General features: G+C 68.0%; 14 protein-coding genes. 8 read left to right on the forward strand and 6 right to left on the reverse strand.

Annotated elements, in window-relative coordinates; genetic code table 11:
- Positions 1 to 810 carry a recombinase family protein gene (locus ACWPQI_RS24870; protein WP_072816378.1) on the forward strand — a complete coding sequence of 270 codons (810 nt, stop codon included), beginning with the start codon at positions 1 to 3 and terminating at the stop codon, positions 808 to 810.
- 404 nt (positions 811 to 1214) lie between these two features.
- Here the strand turns inward: ACWPQI_RS24870 and ACWPQI_RS24875 are convergent, their stop codons facing one another.
- The 3 genes from ACWPQI_RS24875 to ACWPQI_RS24885 all read right to left on the reverse strand — a co-directional run bounded on the left by ACWPQI_RS24875 (position 1215) and on the right by ACWPQI_RS24885 (position 6503).
- On the reverse strand, positions 1215 to 1661 hold the full coding sequence (locus ACWPQI_RS24875) for a hypothetical protein (RefSeq protein ID WP_238072205.1): 447 nt from the start codon (positions 1659 to 1661) through the stop codon (positions 1215 to 1217).
- A 271-nt stretch (positions 1662 to 1932) separates the two neighbouring features.
- Positions 1933 to 4485 (reverse strand): DEAD/DEAH box helicase, encoded by a 2553-nt coding sequence (locus ACWPQI_RS24880; protein ID WP_072815166.1) that lies wholly within the window; start codon positions 4483 to 4485, stop codon positions 1933 to 1935.
- Positions 4482 to 6503 (reverse strand): site-specific DNA-methyltransferase, encoded by a 2022-nt coding sequence (locus ACWPQI_RS24885; protein ID WP_072815167.1) that lies wholly within the window; start codon positions 6501 to 6503, stop codon positions 4482 to 4484. The genes ACWPQI_RS24880 and ACWPQI_RS24885 overlap by 4 nt, the downstream gene beginning before the upstream one ends.
- Positions 6504 to 6657: 154 nt before the next feature.
- On the opposite strand from ACWPQI_RS24885, the gene ACWPQI_RS24890 reads away from it, so the two are divergent.
- The 5 genes from ACWPQI_RS24890 to ACWPQI_RS24910 all read left to right on the forward strand — a co-directional run bounded on the left by ACWPQI_RS24890 (position 6658) and on the right by ACWPQI_RS24910 (position 17217).
- Complete coding sequence (locus tag ACWPQI_RS24890) at positions 6658 to 6834, forward strand: hypothetical protein (RefSeq protein ID WP_169918105.1); 177 nt, start codon at positions 6658 to 6660, stop codon at positions 6832 to 6834.
- 51 nt (positions 6835 to 6885) lie between these two features.
- Positions 6886 to 7071 carry a hypothetical protein gene (locus ACWPQI_RS24895; RefSeq protein WP_474738869.1) on the forward strand — a complete coding sequence of 62 codons (186 nt, stop codon included), beginning with the start codon at positions 6886 to 6888 and terminating at the stop codon, positions 7069 to 7071.
- Between the two features lie 198 nt (positions 7072 to 7269).
- Entirely contained in the window at positions 7270 to 7899 is a 630-nt protein-coding gene (locus ACWPQI_RS24900) for a hypothetical protein (RefSeq protein WP_072815219.1), read from the forward strand.
- A 281-nt stretch (positions 7900 to 8180) separates the two neighbouring features.
- The gene (locus tag ACWPQI_RS24905; RefSeq protein ID WP_474738870.1) at positions 8181 to 16946 is read left to right on the forward strand and encodes a helicase-related protein; all 8766 of its coding nucleotides are present in this window, start codon (positions 8181 to 8183) and stop codon (positions 16944 to 16946) included.
- Positions 16912 to 17217: a hypothetical protein gene (locus ACWPQI_RS24910; protein ID WP_238071864.1), complete on the forward strand. Its 306-nt coding sequence runs from the start codon at positions 16912 to 16914 to the stop codon at positions 17215 to 17217. The genes ACWPQI_RS24905 and ACWPQI_RS24910 overlap by 35 nt, the downstream gene beginning before the upstream one ends.
- A gap of 250 nt (positions 17218 to 17467) precedes the next feature.
- Here ACWPQI_RS24910 and ACWPQI_RS24915 read toward each other — a convergent pair whose 3' ends face one another.
- Positions 17468 to 17719 carry a hypothetical protein gene (locus ACWPQI_RS24915; protein ID WP_072815224.1) on the reverse strand — a complete coding sequence of 84 codons (252 nt, stop codon included), beginning with the start codon at positions 17717 to 17719 and terminating at the stop codon, positions 17468 to 17470.
- 5 nt (positions 17720 to 17724) lie between these two features.
- Positions 17725 to 17961 (reverse strand): BrnT family toxin, encoded by a 237-nt coding sequence (locus ACWPQI_RS24920; protein ID WP_072815168.1) that lies wholly within the window; start codon positions 17959 to 17961, stop codon positions 17725 to 17727.
- Between the two features lie 994 nt (positions 17962 to 18955).
- Here ACWPQI_RS24920 and ACWPQI_RS24925 point away from each other — a divergent pair.
- Together ACWPQI_RS24925 and ACWPQI_RS24930 are read left to right on the forward strand one after the other, a co-directional pair.
- Positions 18956 to 19186, forward strand: coding sequence for a hypothetical protein (locus tag ACWPQI_RS24925; RefSeq protein WP_072815170.1), 231 nt, complete (start codon positions 18956 to 18958; stop codon positions 19184 to 19186).
- Positions 19187 to 19289: 103 nt separating this feature from the next.
- The gene (locus tag ACWPQI_RS24930) at positions 19290 to 20054 is read left to right on the forward strand and encodes a DUF4192 domain-containing protein (protein ID WP_474738871.1); all 765 of its coding nucleotides are present in this window, start codon (positions 19290 to 19292) and stop codon (positions 20052 to 20054) included.
- Between the two features lie 238 nt (positions 20055 to 20292).
- On the opposite strand, the gene ACWPQI_RS24935 is transcribed toward ACWPQI_RS24930, so the two are convergent.
- Complete coding sequence (locus ACWPQI_RS24935; RefSeq protein WP_006553200.1) at positions 20293 to 20910, reverse strand: recombinase family protein; 618 nt, start codon at positions 20908 to 20910, stop codon at positions 20293 to 20295.
- Positions 20911 to 20992 lie beyond the last annotated feature (82 nt).

The following is a 20992-nucleotide window of genomic DNA, read 5'->3' on the forward strand; positions in this document are numbered from 1 at the left end:
ATGACGGTAACCCACGAACCGCGTCCGATCCGGGTAGTCGTGCTCTGCCGAGTCAGCACCGGAACGCAGCTTGAGGGCTATGGCCTCGACGTCCAGGAGAAGGACTGCCGCAACTACGCCCGCACACACAACATGCGGATCGTGAGGATGTGCCGGGACGAGGGGGTTACCGGAAAGGCCGGTGACGACGAACGCCCCGGCCTGGCCGAAGCGTTGCAGATGCTCACCGATGGGAAGGTCGACGCCCTACTCGCTCCCAACCTCGATCGCCTCGCCCGCCACCTCACCCAGCAGGAAGCCATCCTGTCGGTGGTGTGGGCACACGGAAAGCGATTCTTCACCGCCGACCGGGGAGAACACCTCCCCGACGACGACGACGATCCGATGCGCACGTTCGTCCGGCAGGTCATGGGAGCCGCCGCCCAGCTCGAACGTGGGCTGATCGTCAAACGCCTGAAATCAGGGAGACGGCAGAAGGCCGAAAGCGGCGGATACGCAACAGGATCGCCTCCCTACGGTCAGCGTGTTGTCGATCACCAGCTCATCGAGCACCCCCAGGAAGCTGCTGTCCTGCGCCAGATGCGTGCCTGGGCCGCCGAAGGGGTCGGCGTGCGAGCTATCGCCCGCCGCCTCAACGACGCTGGCGTGCCCGCGAAACGCGGCGGACGGTGGCATCCGTCAACGGTTGCGCGGCTTGTCGATTCACGTGCTCGTGCCGACTCGCGCCGACGATCAGCGTCCGCCCGCGCCGCGGATCGCGAGCGCGAGAAGCTGGCTCGCGCCGGCCGCGTTCTTGGTCGCGTCACATGATCCGCTCACCACGAATCTAGGAAGAGTCTCGCAACGTACCAGCGGACGTGCTGTTTCCCGCTTGTACATGGATAGCGAGTTGATCCCCGCCGTCGGGGGGTTACTACATATACATACTGAAAAGGCCAGCGCCCCGGCGTCGGGGGGGAGAGGCCGGGGCGCACGGCCCGCACGCTCGGGGTGACCGCCCGTGACCGACGGCCACGGTACACCCCGGCCCCACACCCACCCCACACCGGTCTCACCACCCGCGGAGAGCCGTCGGACCGGGGCGCCGGACGCCCGGTCACTTCCGCCCACGCGAGTGCCTCGTCAGGACCGGTGTCGGTGCCGGCGAGGACAGTCGACCGTCGCCGGTCACGCCTGGGCGAGCCGTTGGCGGTGTTCCTTCTGCCGCTGCTGCTTCATGCGGGCTGCGTGTGCCTGCTGCCATTTCGGGTGTGTGCGTTGGCGGACCGTTTCGGCCTCGTCGAAAATCGGGCGGGCTGCGGCGCGCTGCTCGGCGAACTCGACCGCGGGCCGGGGCCGCGCTCGATCGTCGGCAGCAGGTTTCCGGCTCGATGCTCGCCGACGAGCTGGTCGAACTGCCAGGCCGGACAGCCCTGCTCGGCGAGCATCGCCACAGCCTCGGGGTCGTCGTCGATCCAGGCCACGACCGGTGACCGGTCCTCGTACTTGTCGACCCATTTCCACCAATGCCGGCGCTTGATGTCGAGGGCTGGGCGGACGGTGCCGTCGGTCCAGAAGTCGCGGCACTCGATAAGTCCCGGAGGTAGGGAGTTCTGCCGGATCCAGTAGTCCGTGGTCGGCATGAACGCGCCGAGACGCGTTGTGGTGTACGCGATGGTCAAGCCCGCGCCGGCAAGGTCGCGGACGAGGCGGCCGCCGGGCCGGTTGAGCGCGGCGTCGCTGAAGTGCCTGTGGAAGGCCTTCCAGTCCCGGTCCTTGTACTTGGGGGCCTAAATCAGGTAGGTGAACGCGTCCATCTTGGCCAGTGGACCATCGATGTCGATGACAACGGTCGGTCCCGGCGGGGGTGGGTCCACCCAGGGGGTCGGTCGGTCGAGAAAACGCCCTCTGTTCGGCTGCCCCACTCTCATCCTCCAGTTGGTATTGGGGTGGTCACGGGTACGACACCCCTTCGGCGACGAAGATCGCCTCGAGAAGGTTCTGATTCGTGGCCGCGGCGATGCGTTCGTCGATGCCGGGGGCGGTGAGGTCCAAGGCCCGCAGCGATTCGCCGACCTTTGCGACGGCGAGGCAGCGGCGGACGCGGTCGGCGTGGTCCTGGGCGTAGCGTGCCAGCGCGGACCACTTGGCCGAGGTGTCGGCGAGGTCGAAGCGGTGCGGGTCGACGATGTCCATGACGTACTGGCCGTCGCCGTCGTCGTGCCAGAACAGGAAGTCGGGGTGCATGAGCTGGTGCTTGTCGCCGAACTCGTACGGCACGGCCAACGCGTGCCGGCCGGATGACGGGTTGCGGTACCAGCCGACGAGCGTGTCGGAGTCGAGTTCGGAGGCGAGGACTTCCTGCTCCCACGACGAGCGGGAGGTGTCGACGGGGAACTTGCCGGCGTCGGGCTTGCCCGCCGGGATGACGTAGAGGTGCAAGGGGTAGGTGTCGATCGGCTCGACGGTCGCACCGCGCACCTTCTCGGTTGCTGCTGGGTAGGCGTCGCGGACCGCGACCGTGGTCGGCAGCATCGGCGTTCCGCCCAGGTGCCACAGCGGTTCGATCTGGTCCCGGACATGGCGCGGTTTCGCCGACACCTTGGCGGCGTGCTGCTGACGCCAGTTGTCGATGAGGGCCGCTGCCTGTTCCTCGATGACCGTCTTGAATCCGAGGTCGGCCATCGCGGCCAGGCGGGCCGAGGCGTCGATGTCGTCCTCGCCTCGATCGCACAGGTCGTTGTAGTACCAGTTGGCCGAGCCGTCCGGGAGCAGACGTTTGGCCTTCCGGAAGTAGCCCTCGAGGTCGCGCTCGTTGGTGGGGGTGGCGGACCTGCCGACGCTCTGCATGATCGCCTCGCCGTAGGCGACCATCGTGGTGCTGACGGTCAGGGACATGATGTCCTCGACCTTGGCGTCGATTTCGCTGCTGCGCTGTCCGTCGGCGGCGCGCATCTGGTCGACGATCCACTGCTTGGCCTTGGCCGAGCCCTGCTCGAGGAGGTCGTGCTCGGTGAGGGCGGCGGCCAGGCGCATCAGCTGGGCGGTACGGGAACTGAACGTTGTTCTCTGCCGTGTGTAGGACGGGAGAGAGTCGAGCAGATCGAACAGCTCGGGGGGCACATCGGCTGACTTCTCGCACACGGCGGGGGCGACGACGACGTCGACCTCGACGGTCTCGTCCTCGGTCAGGGCGTTGACGACGCGGGCGACGTGTTCGGTGCGGAACCCGGGCAGGTACGCGGCGACCTCGTTGAGGCGGTCGTCGCCGCCGTCGACACGCTTGGCCAGCGGCGTGCGGACCAATCGTCCGATCAGCTGGGCGATCTCGGTGTAGCTGTCCTTGTTCTGGAAGGAGATCATCACCTCGGCCCGCGGGCAGTCCCAGCCGGTGGTCAGCGCGGACTTGAACAGCACCACGCGGGCCTGGTCGTCCCCGGAGATGGCCTCGGGCGGGAGGTATCGGACGGTCTTGTCGCCGACCTTGTACTGGCCGTGGTCGCCGAACGCGTGGGCGACGGCGTAGTCCGACAACACGGGCCAGGCCGATTCCATCACCGCGAGGATCTCGGCGAGCCGCGCCTCCTCCTTCGCCGGAGACAGACCTTGCTCGACCTGGACCACCAGCAAAGGCTCGACCGGCCGGTCGCCGGTGGTCGCGTGGTGGATGCGCCACGCCTGGTCGGAGGACTTCAGGTCCTCGACGGCCAGGGCGAGCATCGTGTTGTCGGCCGACTGCGGCTCGCCGAGACTGCGCAGCAGGATGCGGTCCTTGAGCAGACCCGATTCACGGACGTCGCCGGCCTTGACCTCGACCAGCCGCATGGTGCGGTCCGCGGCCTGCATGGCGGCCTGGAATCGGTCCGGCGTCGCCGAGATGCCCAGCACCACCGGGGCCGGCGGCTGGACGGTGCCGATGTTCGTGGTGCCCCCGCCGACGATGGTGCCGGCGATCGATTTGCGGTCGGTGTTCTTGGTGCCCGAGCCGCGGTGCGCCTCGTCCCAGATGACCAGGAAGTCTTCGCCGCGTTCCCGGACGGTGTTGGCGATCATGTCCCAGGCGCCGTGGGTGCGCTTGTCGTTGTGGGTGCCGTCGGGCCGGACGGCGTGCAGCGTCGAGTTCTTCTGCATCGCCTGGATGTGGACGAAGTAGATGTGACCGGGTTCGAGCGTGCGGTGGTCGACCTCGCCGAGGAAGCGGATGCGGTTGATGTCGATCGATCCGCCCGAGGCCTGGGTGATCTTGGAGATCGTCTGCGCGTTGAGCGAGCGGTCATCGGTGATCCACAGGACCGTCATGTCCGGGTTCGGAGTCCGCGTGGGCGTGCCCTTGTAGATCCCTTCGAGCACCGCCGTCGCGATCACGGTCTTGCCGGCGCCGGTGGGCGCGGTCAGACCGACGGCGGTGCGCTCCCCGTCGTCGAGGTAGCCGGCTCGGGCCTTGGCCAGGTGGGTGAGCACCGACTCGACCGCGGTGCTCTGGTACGGCTCCAGTGTGAACTTCACCGCCCACCACCGGTGATGTTGATGGTGTAGTTCGACAGGTAGTCCTCGTAGAGCTGGACGGTCTCGATCCCGACCGGGAGCCGCTCGACGGCCTGTTGGTACTCGGCCTCGGAGTCGGTGATGACGAACACCACCGCAGGGGGCGTTCCACTGGTCGCGGCGTCGGTCACGGCCTCGGCGAATGCGGTGAGCACGTCGACGTCGAACAGAACGCCGTACGCGCCGGTGAGTGCCCAGCCTTCCTCGGGGACTTCGTCGATGCGGGGTCCGCGGGCACCGCCTTCGAGCCACATCAGCGGGGCCACGGACTCGAACTCGTGTCCGCGGCGCACCATACCGGGATCGAGGTAGGTGAGGTCGAACATCTCGACGTTCGCCGCGAGTCCCTCCGAGTAAGACGAGCCGTCCGGACGCTTACCGGTGACCACGGTCGAGATCCGGGGCCGGCAGATGTGCTCGAATACCCCGGACGCCTCCCATTGGACATCGCCCGGATGAAGACCGGACTTTCTGAGCTTCTTGGCTTCGACCGCACCGACCTCGTTGTTGGTCACGAGGATCGATTGACGGGTGCCGCCATCCTCCGCATTGAGCTGCATCACAGCTTCGGTCGTCGTGCCGGATCCGCCGAAAAAGTCCAGGATTACGGCATCCTGCGGGGCGGTCATGCGGAACCAGCGCATAAGGACTTGATGGTCCTTCGGGTTCGGAAAGCGCTTGTCGCCGAGAATATTTGCGAGTCGCAGAGAGGCGGCTCGACGATCGCGTTCAAAAACCGATCTGGCAATCGTCTGGTTTAGGTCGACAAGATATGACTTCCGCTGCGGCACCGTTGTGTGGTCAGAACCGAACAGGATTCGTCCATCCTTCAGGCGCTGCATCAGTTCATCTTCGTCCCAACGCCACCCATTCTTCGGTGCAGGGCAGAGTCGCCCGGATTCCGGATGTGGCAGCTGCCTGAAGCACCTGCTCGATCGACGCTCCGGTGCACCGGCATCCGCCCCGTAGTAGATACGGCCGTCCTCGTCAAAGTTGACGTACCGCTTGATGGTCTTGGTCGGCACCTCTGCCGCATTCGCCAAGGCCCCTTCCCACCAACTCTTCATTGCCTTGGCCGCAACGGACGGATTGTGAGCGCTTTCCTCCCAGATCCGCTCTCCTGCAACCAGCCCTGCTTCGACCAGCGGGTTCGGCTCCCGCCACGACGTTTCAGCGTGGTCGAGGGCATCCTTGTCTCTGGCGTAAACCAACATGTAGTCAGCCTTGTTCGAGATATACTTTGCGTAGTTGTCGGTGCCGCCCTGCCAAACGATGTCCGAAATGAAACTTCGATCACCAAAGACTTGATCGAGCAGCATCCGGAAACGATGATGTTCGTCGTTCCCTATTGCTGCGAAGAGGATGCCGGTCGGCTTCAACAGGTCGCGAGCGATCAGGAGCCGACGCTCCATGAACGACAACCACTTCGATGACTTCGCCCGGTCGTTCTGGTCGACGTAGCGGTCGTTGTAGATCCATCCGTCGTTGCCGGTGTTGTAGGGCGGATCGATGTAGATCAGGTCGACCTTGCCACGGTGCGTGGACCGCAGCGCCTGCAAGGCGTGGAAGTTCTCGCCGTTGATCACGACGTGCCACGGAGCGTCGGCCGGTCCGTTCTCGATGCGCTCAACTGAACGGAGGCCCGGGTAGATCGGCTCACCGAACTCGCGGACAACTACCAGCTCGGATATGTGCCGCTCACCGCCATCGCCGGTGAGGACTGCGACCTCGCGGGTGCGGTCGGTGAACCGATCGACGACCCAGGTCGCGGCAGACGACTCGTCGCGCAGCGCGACGCGGATGCCCTTGCGGATGGGGTGGTCGGGTAGTCGGACGGACTCGGGCAGGTGCCGGTCGAAGACGAGGCCGAATCGGCGAGACCCGCGCAAGAGGTCGACTTCGTGGGCGAGACGGGCGCGCAGTGTGTCGTCGTCAACGCGGGAGATCAACTGATCCAGCACGTTGGACTCGTCGCTCATCCTGCTCCCTGCCATTCCCGGTTGAACTGTTACATGAGAAGGCTATGCGGGTGCCTGGTCCTCATTGCCGTGGGGTCGGCGTCAATTGCAGTCCAGTCAATAATATTGCAAAATAGACAACCAACGGCCGGCCGACACGGAGGAGGACGCGCGCATGGACGACGAGCTGCACCGCACCGCCTGGGAGATGAACGCCGACGGTGCCGACTGGCACGCTGTCGCGCAGGAGATCGGCTGTGCCCCGGAAGCGGCGCGGCTGATGGCGCAACGGTACGAACGCGACACCGACGCCGCGGCCGCGAAGAACCAGTTCTCCCTGTTCGATCTCTAGCTACCCCTGGCCTAACACGCCGACGAAGGGACTTCGATTGTGGGCTTTTTCGTGATCCTGTCGATCTTCAATCTGTTGTCCACCGTGAGCGCGGCCGTGTGCGCGTCGCGCTCGTACCGGCGCTACGGCAGGGCCGGCCGGGCGGTGTTCGCCGGGCTCGGCGGACTGATGATCTTCCCGCTGCTGTTCGTTCTGGCGGTTGCTGTGGCCACCCCTCGCGCAGCCCGCCTGCCGTAACGCCCGCACCGGACGACAAGAGGAAAACCGCAGGTCAGATGCGGTTTTCGCTGATCTTGATGGTAATATCGACCTTGTAATCCCTTGCGGAACAGGGGGGAACTACGCCCGGGATCGGGCGCAGTCGAGGAGGTCGTGTGGCAGAGCAAGCCGCCCCGCGGGGCACATCCGGTTCCGAGGATCAAGGAGGACGCAGCGGTGACGCAGAGCGAGGATTTCAGGGCGCAGGTCGAGGGGATCGACCTGCGGATCGCGGCCGAGACCAGGCGGATTCTGGTCGAGTGGCTGGGGCTCGATCCGGCGACCGAGCAGGAGCGGATCGACCGGGAAGCGCTGCGCCTTCAGCAGATGACCGAGGACGCGGCCGAGCAGTTCGAGCAGGCGCACCCGGCGGCGCCGGACGCGACGTACTGGAACGTGGTGCAGGCCAAGGAAACAGCGTGGCGGGCGGCGCGGGAGATGGTGCTCGCCACCGAGCTGTATCCGCAGGTGACACCCGAGATGCGGGAGTCGTGGGAGCGGTTCGAGGAGTGGGCCGACCAGGAAATCGAGAAGGACTGGGAAGCCGCCCGGGCAGCGCAGGACCCGGAGCGGTGGCGGACACGGAACGTGCGACCGAACCCGACCGCGGTACGAGTCGTGGAACGGGTGTGGCTGGCGAAGCCGGGGTGGTTCCGAACGTTGGCGAAGGCCCTGATCGCGCAGCGGATCGAGGACAACCAACCGGTGCCGATGACCTCCCGCGACCCGTTGGCGGACGAACTGGCGGCGTTGATCGAGGACGAGATGCGCCGCAACCCGCCGGAGGACCCGGATCTGCCGTTCTGATCCAGGCGCAGTGGGCGCAGGTCCGCGATCAGCTCGTCGAGCTGGAAACGCAGGCCGAGAAACTCGGCGGTCGCCTGGTCAAAGCCAGGACGGCCCTGGCGAGGGCGCACGAACTCGGCCTCGAGCGCGGTATCGACCTCAACGGTCAGCGCGTCGCCACGCTCACCGAGCGCCTCGAACGTCTGCGGGGCCGCTGGCGTGAGCTGCGGGCGCAGGAGAACCGGCTGCGCAGCGAGCTGCACGCTTTCGGGATCAACCCGGAGGCCGTTCCCAAACGGACGGTGCGCGAGGTCGCGGCCGCGAAGCCGGCGTGGCGTGAGCACCCGGCCACCGCCCGTCAGCTCCGCACCCTCGAGCGTCTGGCAGCGGAGACGACCGCGCCGTTCGTGGTCGAGGCGGGCCTCACCAAAGGCCAGGCCCACGACCTGATCGCCGCGCTGCTGGCCGGCAACCTCCCGCAGGCCCAGTTCACCGGCCGTCCCGCGGGACCGATGTTCATCCCGGCCGCGGCGCCGGCCGAGCCGGCACCCGAGGACCAGGCCGCTGCCGGGGTGTCCCGGAGCGGGGAACCGCAGGCCGGGCAGGCTCGGCAGCCGCGGCCGGTGATCGATCCGCTGGCCCAGGTCGAGCGTCGGTTGCTCGAGACCTTGGCCGAGCCGGACACCGAGGCCGATGCTGCCGCGAACCCACAGGTCAACACCGCCGCGCAGTTCCTTTCGTGGGCCGAGATTCATTTCAAGGTCAAGGCGCAGGTCGCCCTGGCCGATCTGATGGCCGATCGGGACTCGCTCACCGACGGGATGTTCCTGGTGTGCCGGGCGATCCTGTCCGATCCGAAACGCTTGGGCGAACTCGGGCACCGCGCCGCCGAGGCGTACTGGCAGGCCCGCACCGGAGAGCCGGTGCAGCACCCGGTCACCGCCGAGGTCACCGACACGATCGTCGATGCCCGCGCCAGCGAAGAACGCCACATCACCGAGGACTTCCTCGACACCACCCAGGCCGTGCTCGACACCCGGGAGCCGGCCGAACCCGCCACCGCCGCCCAGCGCGGCGAGCACGTCGACGCCGTGCAGGACGGCATCGACCAGGCCGCCACCGTCGAGGTCGATGAATGGTGGGCGCGAGGCCGTGCAGCCTACGACCCGGACGACCCGCTGACCCTGCCGCAACCGGATACCGACCCGCAGGTCGCTGCTGCGCTCGAGGCGGTGCGCCGCCGCAAGGCCCGCGACGAGATCCGCAGCCGGTGGTTCGACGGCGTCGCGCAGGGACGCCGCGAGGCCACCGCCGAGGAACGCCGCGCCTTGATCGCCGAGGTCGCTGTCGATCCCAGGCTCATCGCCGAGGTCGAGGGCCGGCGCCCGGAGTACCTGCCGGCCGTGGCCCGCGCCGAGGCCCAGAGGCTGATTGCCGACGCAGCCCGCGAGGCATCCCCGCTGCGGCAGGCCGCAGCGAAAGTCCTGCTCGAGAACCACCCGCTGCCGGCCGAGCTGTACGAGCGGGCCTATGCCGAGTGGGAGCGCATCCACGGCCCCGAGCTGACCTGGGATCAGGACACCGCCGCGCAGTGGACGGCGTGGATGACCATGCACGCGCGCCGGGACCCGCTCCTCGGATCGTGGGCCGGACTGCCGATGGACACGCGCACCCCGCTCATCGAGATCGGCATCGAGACCGCGTTCGAGGTCATGGCCGAGGAACGCCCCGATCTCGTCGCGGCGACCGCCGACATCCCCGCCGCCCGGCTGGCTGCGGAGATGCGCGGCACCATCCTCCCGAACCTGCCGGCACCCCAGGCATCGGACCTTGCCGCCCGGTTCAGCGACGGAGCCGCATACTGCGCCCTGAAGTTGAACGATCGCCTGACCAGCAAGGTCAGCTATCTCCCGGCCCGAGGCTGGGACTACACCCTCGACGGGGGCGGCACCTTCGTCACCTGCGGCCGCAATGCACGGGTGGCGGTCGGTGCGCTGCTCGAAGCAGGCAACATCCCGATCCCGGAGTGGATCGAGCGTGTCTACCGCCCCTATGCCCAGGCCCGCGCCACCGTGCTGTCCAGGTCCAACGCCTACGCCCGGAACAACGAGTTCTACCACGCCGCCGCCCGGGCGGACCTGCTGTGGCAGTACAGCCAATCCGGCTCGGCCGCTGCCGACCATTCACTCATCAACGACGTGCGCAGCGGCATCATCGACCAGCTGCGCAGCGACTTCCCGGCCGAGGTCGACCTGCTCGAATCCCTCGGCATCGACCTGCACTGGACGCTCGCGCACGACGTGGACCCGCAGGTCCTGCGCGAGATCCGGGCGGCCGGCGACGACCTCTACAGCCTCACCCCCACCGACCTGACCTTCGCCGGGGCGGGAGAGGTGGTCGTCGGTGATCCCGCCGGCCGGCACATCACCATCGGCTCCCGACGGGCACCGAAAAGCTCCGCCTCCATCACGTACGTCGGTGGCAAGCCCCGACCCGAGCTGACGTTGCGGGACGCGATCGCCGACGCCCGCGCCGACCTCGCGGCAGCACGCCAGGGCGAGCAGCTCGACACGGAGCACATTGCCGAGGCCGACGCCGAGAGGGAGGCGGAGGCGGAACAACTACGGATCAGCGAGGAGGCCGAGCCGCCGTCCCCTCGAGTTGTAGCGCCTGCGGTCGATGACACAGGCGCGGTGATCTTCGAACAGGCCGAGTCGGCTCCTGCCGAACCGGCGGCCCAGGCCGGCCGTGATGCCGCCGCGACCTCATGGGCGGTTGACGACCGTCTGATGGTCGGCCCCATCGGGCCGGCCGCCGCACCGGCCGCCGAAGACGAATCCGCCGCGATCGCAGAACCGCAGGCTGAGACGGCACCGCAGCCGGAGGCTGCCGCAGCCGGAGGCGCGGCCGAGCCGTCGGCCGCAGCCACCGCCGCAGCCACCGCCGCAGCCACCGCCGCAGCCGCGGCCGCAGGCGAGCAGCCGGAGGTCGTCACCGAGACCGGCGACCGTGCTGCGGAGCCCGAGGGTGAGCGGCCCGCCGGTGCCGCCGCGGCTGTGCGTCCCGCCCCGCAGGATGTGCAGGCACGGGACTTCAATCTCGGCACCGAGGTGCTGGTCCCGTCCGGGGCGAAGGCTCGGGCACGGGCGAACATCGACGCCCTGCGTCTGGTGCGTGAGCTCGACGACCAGCAGCGACCGGCCACCGCCGACGAACAAGCGGTGCTGGCGCGGTGGTCCGGCTGGGGAGCGGTGCCGGAGGTCTTCGACGAACGCCCGAGGGTTCTCGCGCAGTGGCGCGACGAGCACGCCGAGCTGCTCGATCTGCTCGGGGAGAAGGGCTTCGCCCAGGCCCGCCAGACCACCTTGAACGCGCACTACACCGACCCGGCGATCGTCGCAGAGCTGTGGCGGGCCGTGCAGCGCGCCGGGCTGCCCGACGGTGCGGTGCTGCTCGAGCCGGGCTGCGGGGCCGGTCACTTCGTCGGCACCGCCCCGGAGTCGGTGCGTATGGTCGGCGTCGAGATCGAGCCGATCAGCGCGAAGATCGCGCACTACCTGTATCCCTCGCAGCAGATCCGCAACCACGGCTTCGAACGCAACTTCGCCCCCGCCGCCACGTTCACCGGGGCGATCGGCAACGTCCCATTCGGCAAGTTTTCCCTGGTCGATCCGATCCACAACGCCGGCGGGCTGTCGATCCACAACCACTTCATCGCCAAATCGTTGGCCCTGACGGCTCCCGGCGGCTACGTCGCCGTGGTGACGTCGATGTTCACCTCGGACGCCCGCAGCGGCGACCAACGCGCCGCGATCGCCGCCCAGGGTGATCTGATCGGGGCGGTGCGCCTGCCCACCGGGGCGTTCGACCGGCAGGCCGGCACCGAGGTGGTCACCGACGTGCTGATCTTCCGCCGCCGCGAGGACGGCGCCACCCCCACCGCCGACACCCTCGACTGGGCACAGCCCGCCGTCCAGGTCGCCGCGGTCGACGCCAGGACCGGCGAAGCCGCCCGCACGTGGATCAACCCGTACTTCGCGAAGCATCCCGAGCGGGTGCTGGGCACCGTGACGGTGGGGGGCGGCATGTACGCCGGGGGATCGCTGCGCGTTGCCCCCACCACCACAAAGCCGCTGGCGGCGCAGCTGCGCAGCCAGCTCGATCCGCTCATCGACCAGGCCCGGGGTCGCGGGCTCGGGTTCACAGCCGAGGCCCCGGATCCTGCCGCGGTCGAGGCGTTCACCGCGCCGGGGCTGCGCACCGGCGCCGACCTCGATTCCAACGAGGTGCTGCCCGGTGCGATGCGCTTCCACGAAGCCGAGAACCGGTTCGAGCAGTTCACCCTCGGTCGCGGCTGGACCGAGGTGACCTGCCGCGGCAAGGACCTCGCGGAGCAGTGGAAGGTGCTCATCGCTCTCGGTGAGACGGTGATGGAGCTGTCCGAGGCCAGCCGCTCCCACACCCACACCACCGCCGACCGGGACGTGATCCGTGGCCGGCTGAATTCGCTCTACGACGGCTATGTGCGCCGGTGGGGGCCGCTGAACCGGTTCAAGCTCACCGAACCGACCCCGCTGTCGGACGACAAGATCACCGCCCGCCTCGACAAGGCGATCACCGAGTGGCGGCTCAAGACCGGCCGCGAGGAAGCCGCCGCCGACGGCCTGGATCCGGCGCAGGCCGGCCCCTACACCGGGTCGATCCCCGACCAGGTGTACGAGGAGCTGTACGAGAAGGCGTCCGAGCAGCCGCAACCGCGCCGCTATTCCGCGCATCTGCAAGGCGCGATCGCCCGCGATCCACGCCTGGGCATGGTGCTGGCCATCGAGAACTTCCAGTCGCGCTTCGACGGCACCGACGCGGTGGCGACCAAGACGGCGATCTTCACCGAGGACACCACCCCGTTCAAGGACCAGACCGCCAGCGCCGCCGATGTCGACGAGGCGCTGGCGATCAGCTTCGACGAGCTCGGGCACATCTCCCCGCAGCGGGTCGCCGAGCTGCTGAAGGTGTCCGTCGAGGACGCACTCGAGCAGGCCCAGGGCCGGATCTACCCCTCCCTGCACGACGCGGATCAATGGGAGCTGGCCACCGTCGCCCTGTCCGGGCAGGTCCGCGACAAGCTCGCACTCGCGAAGGTCAAGGCCGCCGCCGATCCCCGCTACGCGCCGCTGGTGCAGGCGCTCGAGACGGTCGTGCCGCCGGATGTGGACCCCGCCGAGATCGGGGTGCGCATCGGCGCGACCTGGATTCCGGTCGAGGACTACCGCCAGTTCCTGGTCCAGGAGTTCGGGCTGCGCGACGACCGGCTGACCGTCGAGCACGACACGGTCACCGGCACCTGGAAACTCGGGACCGACCAGAAGAGCCGCCACGAATGGTCCGGCGGCTACCCGGACAAGTACGGCACCGACCGGCTTCCGGGCGTGAAGATGGTCGAGCTGCTCGCCAACAACAAACCCGTCCAAATCCTCAAGACCGCCGACGAGCTCGAACGCTCCCCGAAGCCGCGGTTCAACGTCAAGCTCACCGAACAGGCCCATGCCTCGGCCGCGGCGCTGCAAGAACGGTTCGAAAAGTGGCTGTGGGAGGACGGCGACCGCTATCTGCGCCTGGCCCGCGCATTCAACGAGCGCTACAACTCCTACGTCAAACCGGTCCACGACGGCCGCAGCAAGTCGTTTCCGGGGCTGAACCCGAAGTACACGCCCTACGACTATCAGGCCGCGGCCGTGCAGCGGTTCCTGCACGACGAGACGATCCTGCTCGACCATGTCGTCGGGGCCGGCAAGACCCTGACGATCACCGCCTCGTGCATGGAAGCCACACGGCTCGGACAAATCCGCCAGCCGTGGATCGTGGTGCCGAACCACCTGCTCGCGCAGTGGTCGGTCGAGGCCCGCGACGCCTACCCGAACGCCAACATCCTCGTCGCCTCCGAACTCGACGGCCGCGACGACCGGCAACGCTTCGTCGGGCAAACCGCCGTCGGCGACTGGGACCTGGTGATCGTGCCCCAGTCGGTGTTCAGTCGCATCGCCCTGCGCCGCGAAGCGCAGATCGAGTACCTCGACAGCGAACTCGCCGAACTGCGCGACGCCCTCGCCGCCGCCAACAACCAAGGCGCGGAGTTCACGGTCAAGCAGATCGAGCAGGCGATCAAGAACACCGAGGCCCGGATCGAGAAGATCATCGCGGCCAAGGCCACCGACGACGGGCTGACCTTCGAGCAATCGGGCTGCGACTTCCTGTTCATCGACGAGGCCCACGACTACAAGAACCTCACCCGCCCATCCAACAGCGCCGACCTGTCGGTCCCGACCGGCTCCCAACGCGCCACCGACCTGGAAATGAAAGCCAAGTACCTGCGGGAGAAGGCCCGCGCCCGCAACGCCGAGCAGGGCATGGCGCACGCGCCGGCCAAGGCGATCGCGTTTGCCACCGGCACCCCGATCAGCAACTCGCTGTCGGAGATCTGGGTGATGACCAAGTACCTGCGCCCGGACCTGCTGCACGCCGCCGGCCTGGGACGGATCGACAACTGGGCGGGGACCTTCGCCAAGCCGGTGTCGGTGCCGGAGATGAACACCACCGCCACCCGCATCCAGATGCGCACGCGCATGGCCGAATACGCCAACGTCCCGCAGCTGGTGGCGATGCTCGACCAGTTCCGGGACGTGGTGACCGCCGATCGGATCCCGGTGCGGCTGCCCGTCCTCGACGGCGGCACCCCGAAGATCGTGGAGTTCGACATGGGCCAGGACGCCATCGACGCGATGGCCGACCTCGATGTCCGCATGAGCATGATCCAGGGCGATCGGATGGACCTGGACAACAGCCTCAAGATCGCCACCGACGGGCGGAACCTGACGATGTATCCCGCGCTGGCGAACCTGGCCCCGCCGGACCCGCAGCACAGCCGCATCGAACACGCCGCCGAGCTGATCTGGCAGGTCCACCGCGACCACGCCGACCTGCGCATCCCGGCCGACAAGTACGGCCCCGAGATGACCGGGGTGTTCCAGCTGGTGTTCTGCGACCGCGGCACCCCCAAGGCCGGCGCCGGCCCCCGGGCCCGCAATCTCTACACCGAGCTGCGCGACGCCCTCGTCCGGCGAGGCATGAGGGCCGAGGAGATCGCGTTCATGCACGACTACGACAGCCCCAAGGCCAAGGCGAGGCTGGTCGAAGCGTGCACCGACGGCCGGATCCGGGTGCTGCTGACCTCCACCAAGAAGGGCGGCACCGGTTTGAACGTCCAGCGGGCGCTCAAACAGATGATCAACATGGACCCGGCGTGGACGGCTGCGGACATGGAACAGCGGCTGGGCCGCATCATCCGTCAGGGCAACGTCCACCAGAGCGTCAGCGTGGTCAACATGGTCGCCCGCCGCTCCTTCGACGCGATGATGTACCAGTACGTGGCCCGCAAGTCGAACTTCGTGTCGATGATCCGCAAAGCCGATGTGCCGCCGACGATGGAGGACGTCGGCGGGGACCTGACCGTCTCGTGGGCGCAGAGCAAGGCCGCAGCCACCGGCGATCCGGTGTTCGTCGAGCAGGTCGAGGCCGACCGGAAGGTCGCCGCGCTCGAAGCCCGACGCGACGCCGTGCACAGCGCCAACGCCGCCCGCAGCGCCGCGATCCGGGCGCTGGGACGGTCGATCACCGCCGACGAGAATCGGCTGCCCGAGGTGCGCGAGACCGCCGCCAAGCTTCAAGCGTGGACCGGCATCGAAGACCGCGCCGCAAGGACGTGGCACTTCGACGGCCGGGAGATCCCCGACTCGCAGACCGCGGACCTGGCCGACGCGCTGCGGGGCTCGCTGACCCGGCTCGCGGGCGAGGTGACCAAGACCAACGACGAGAAGGTCTTCGGCGGTCTGGGCGGAGTGCCGCTCACCCTCGGCTACACCCAGGTCATCGGGCAGTTCTACATCACCGTCGGTGAGGAAACGAGCTGGTACGAGCGCGACCGGTTCTACAACGTTCTCGAACGCTCCAGCGGAGCGCAGGCGATGCTGACCTCGATCCGCAAACTCGCCGGCAAAGCGAGCACGCACGTGTCGAAGATCGAGGCGCGGATCGAGCACAACCGTCTCCGGCTCGCCGAGGCCGAGGCCGAGCCGGAACTCACCTTCACCGACACCGCCGAACTCGAGGTCGCGAAGCTGCGGGCCGAAGAGCTGCGGCTCGAGGTCAACGCCCGCGAGAACTCCCCCGAGGCGATGCGCCGAGCCCGCCAGGACCGGGAGCGGCGGGCCGCCGACGGCCAGTACCCGAAGTGGACCCTCGACCTGAACCCCACCGATGCGTGGGCCGAACACCAGGGGATGAGCAAACAGGACCTGCTCGCATCGGTGCCGGGGCGTATGGCCGCAGCCCGGCAGGCATGGCTCGACGGCGCCGAACAGCGCGAAGCGGACCGCAAGGCCCAGCCGTGGGTGCCCCTCGACGCCAGCGAAGCGCTCTGGCAGTACGGCTTCGACGCCGACAGCGGGCGGCCCGGCGCCCGGGTGTACTGGGACGACCGGCAGTGGCACCTCGAAGCCTGGGACGGCGACGGCACGCTCGACCGCGCCGCCGTCAACACCCGCAGTGAGGCGTTCAACACCGCCGTCCGCGCCGTCGGGAAGTTCGCCGCCGACCGGGACATCCCCCGCGAGGCGATCCACCAGGCCAGCATGGACCGCCGCGGACGCCTCGAAGCCGAAGTGTCCGCCACAACCGTCGAACCCCCCGGCACCGAGGTCGACACCACCGACGGTGCCGCAGAAACAACCAGAGTTGACGATGAAGCACTCCAGGGTGTCGCAGAGGCAACCGATGTAGTCGTGGAGCCGACCGAGGCGGTGCTCGAACCCACCGACGCGGTGCCGACCGGCGAGGACACCTTCGAACTCGACGACACGCTCGCGCAAGGGCTGCGGGCGGCCGGCGACGTGCGCCCACTGCGCAGGCGCGATCTCACCAGCACCGGACCGCAGCAGCACCCCGATCCGATGCATCCGATGCAACAGTACGAAGCCGGTTGTGGAGACGGATACGAAGACGGCCGCGCCGTCTGACCGCGCCTCCAAGCTCGTCACCAGCGGTGGGGCAGAACCGATCCAGGTTCTGCCCCACCCCACCACCGACCAGGGGGAACTTGTGGAACCACACGTCACCGAAGCCGAAGCCCGCGCCGACATCGCGGCGATGGAACCGATCATGGCGATCGAAGGCCGTCAGATGAGCGACGCCGACAAAGAGCTGCTGGTCGATCTGATCCGGGGCACGAAGACCTTCGAGGAAATCACCAAGATCCTTGCCCGCGAGGCCGGCTACGACATCGACTGACATGGCTTCCCGATATTCCCGAGAGGTTCTTGACCGATCTGTCAAGGCTCAAGGGACGAGCCGCCGCAGCGGTGGCGAGGCAACATCTGCGAGGCAGGATCTGGCCAGTCGCGGACCAATCGAGCAGTGCGCTGACACCATCAGCGGCGCCGTCCGGCGCGCACGGTTTGCTGCCCTGACATCCTCGGGGCACCATGCAGGAGCGCCCGAGGGCGCTCGGTGACCGGTCGATGCGCCGGGCACGGAAAGTCTACTTGTTCGCTCCGAATCGCTGGTATGCCGCCTGCCGGGTGGTGTCCAGTGCCGTACCGATCACGGCCCAGGAATCACCGGCGTCTCGGGCGGCGGCCACGGCGGCCCGAAGCTCGGCCTCGGCGGCGGCCAGGGCCTTGCGGGCGGCGATGATCCGCCGCACATGGGTGGCATCGCGGGCGTCGGTGACGGCCGGATCGAGCTGGTCGAGTCCGGTCACATCGGTGTCGCTGCGCTTGACGGTCTGCATGGTGCTCACCTCAGGTAGTGGTAGAACTTCGCCCGAAGGCGATCGGCATGGATGATCCGGGTCGGCTCACCCGCGGGTACGGCCACCAGCTCGAGCAACCGGCCCGCAGTGTCGGGACCGATGATCAACAGCCGTTCCTCGCCGTCGTACTCGTACTCGACGTAGCGGATCGCCTCGTCGAACGCGTGGACGATGTCGTCATCACCGATCCCGTGCTTGCGCGCCGAATCCACGATCCTCACCCGTAAAGGATACCTTTACGCGCTGCGGCGTCAATACCTGCTTTACACGTTGCATCAGGATCATCTTCTATGGCGATCCGGCGCTTACGGAAGAGTTTGTCTTCGGGTGGGTGCTCGGGGTGTCGCGGGCGCCGGTATACCGGTATGCGGTGGAATCAGGATCTCGGCACCACACGACGAGCACCGGTAGGTGCGGTGCCCGGTCGCTCCCGACGGCCGGTGGGCCGTCTCGCACGAGCACGGCCACCATCCCACTACGACGCGGCCCGGCCCCAGGCGACGCCCGTTCGGGCACAGCTTCGGAGCGCGCTCGCAGGATCCCACACCGCCGATATTCGCACATATTTTCGAACGAGCGCTATGATCGGATGTGCGGCAGGCCGGTGGAGGGGCGTCGGCGGCGGCCTTCGGGAAGCATCGGCCTGCCGCCGCTGGTCAGCGTGCGCGAGGCCGCTGGTCAGACCGACCCACTGCGGGCAAGGGCCGCCGACAGCACTTGCGCATCGAGGGGGCCGCTTGCGCCTCGAACCCGGTGATCTCCCGAGTCACCGAGTCCGGGCCGAGAACTCCCAGAAGAGTTCTCGCACCGAAAGTTGAGGCGCAGCGGCCCCCCGGATACCGCCGAACGGGACAGTAGCGCACACCCCGGACACCGCCCAACGGCAGCGGTGCCGAAGCTGCGCCCTAGCAGCGCCGCCAGGCCACCTTCGGTGTCCACCGAATCGAGCGGCGCTGGCGCGCCGCACTGAAAAAGAACTTGCCCTTGCCCTTTCTGGCCTTCCGATTTTGACCGGCCGGCCGCTGCGCGCAACCCGGGGGCGCTGACGCGGCCTACGGCTCGAAAACTTTCTCCCCCGCTTCGCTCCTCCGAAACTTTTCGCCCCCCGGCTTGCACTCCGCGGCCTTACAGCCGGTCTGAATCTCCATGCCAGAAAGGGCAAAGAACAGGCGGCCCGATCGCCGCCGGTTCTCACTTCGAGCATGGGGAGTTGCGATGACCACCAAGCACACGTTCGCCGGGCGCGACGATCACGTCGACGCCATCCTGCGACGCGCCGAGTGTCTCGGGAACGACTTTGCGGCAGTGATCCGCAACGTCTCCACCGGACCGAGGATTTCGGATCTGCTGCGCCGCCACTCGCAGTTGCTGCGTGACGCCGAAGCGCGGGGCGTACGGACCTCGCGCATCAAAGCGGTCATCGACGCCGCCATCGACCGCGCCTGACCCGCCCCCTTTGCGCCGGGGCCGCGAGCGGCCCCGGCGCGCAACACCCACTCACCAAACCGGCGGGCCGCCGGCCCGCCCGACAACGAAGGAGAACGCATTCATGTCCGAGCGCATCCGCATCAAGGGAATCGGCGAGCTGATCGCCGCTGTGCCGAACATCCTCGGCTTCACCCCCGAGCTGTCCACCCTGCTGCTGCTGTTCCGCGGTGACCGGCTCGTGTGGACCGCCCGCCGCGACTTCGGTGCGCGCCAGCTCGCCGTGTCGGCCGAGGCACTGGCCAAGACCGGCGAATCCGATCGCGTCATCGTCGTCATCGTCACCGACCGCACACCGTTCGCCGATGTGATCGCCGAAGGCAGCAAGACCAAGGCCGCACTGCTGGATCTGGGCATGGACGTCAGCGGGATCTACTACACCCCGCGCATCGACGACGGCCAGCAGTGGACCGAGGTGGAGACGTTGCAGTGCGGCACCATCCCCGCCCCGAACGCCACCGAGGTTGCCGCCACCTACGCCGTTCTCGGCAAGACCGTGGCAGGCAGCCGCGACGAGATCGAGGCACGCTTCCGCCGCGTGGGCACGGTCACCCTCAGCGACCGTGCCCACGCCCGCACAGCCAAGGACGAGCTCGGCGACAACTTCGCCCGCTCGGTCCTCGAAGAGCTGGCCGAGGCGGTGCGCACCCGCACCGAACCGGATGCCGCACTCGCAGCGCGCACCGGACTCGTTCTCGTCACCGATGTCACCGCCCGCGATGCGATGCTCGGGCTGGCACTGCTCGACGGCGGTGTCGCGGCCGAGACGATGGGTGCCATCGCCCGCCGACTGCCCACCGCCCAGCGAGTGGCCGCGTTGACGGGGTAGCCGTAGCATTTGCCGAAAATCGGGCGGATATGGCGTAGTGCCCGGTCGGTGATCCGCTCGGCCTGTTGGGTCGAAACGATCGTCTGTCTCGCCACCGGCTCCTGGCGGGCGCGGCGTATCCGCCCAGCTCGCCGACGATCCGATTCGGGCCAGAACTCGTGTGGGACGTAAGGGCCCGCAACCCAAGGTTGTCAGGAAGTGCAAAGTAGCGGGATCCTGACGACAGGCTGGTGAATTCTCAGGCTCGTGGTGCAGCACTGCTGACGATGCGGTGGATGGTGGAGCGGCCGACGCTGTATTCCTCGGCCAGGTCCGCCAGGCTCGCGTCGTCGGCGGGGTCGTGGTAGCGGCGGTGGATTGTTTTCCGTGCCGTGAGAGGAAGTTTCGGCTGCTTGCCCTTGAGCCTGCCTTTCGCGCGGGCCTTGGCCATGCCCTCGCGGGTGCGTAGGTGGTTGAGGTTGGCCTCGAATTCGGCGACCATGGCCAAGGTTTGCAGGAAGAGCTTGCCGAACGGGTCGTTCCAGTCGTAGATCGAGCTCCCGAGTCCGAACAGCACCTCGCGCTCGCGCAGTTCGGTCAGGGTCTGGCCTGCTTCGGCCATGTTGCGTGCGAATCGGTCGAACTTCGGCGTGGTCAGCACTACCTGTCGCCCGTCGATGGCCGCCGCGGCGGAGGTGACGGCGGCGAGTGCGTTGTCGAGCCCGGCCCGGTTCTTGCGGGTGGTCCCGGAGAACCCTTTGTCGATGAAGATCCGCTCACGCGGCACTCCGAGCGCCAATAGCTGCTCGGTTTGGATCTCGACGTCTTGTTCGTCGGTGGAGCAGCGGCAGTATCCGACGCGGAACGGCTCACCCATGCCGAAAGTGTTCCAGATAGCGGGGGTTGACCGGCACAGTCAGCGGAACACCTCTACGGAACACCGGTGAGCTGGGCCGACG

The organism is Rhodococcus sp. LMD (assembly GCF_056108245.1).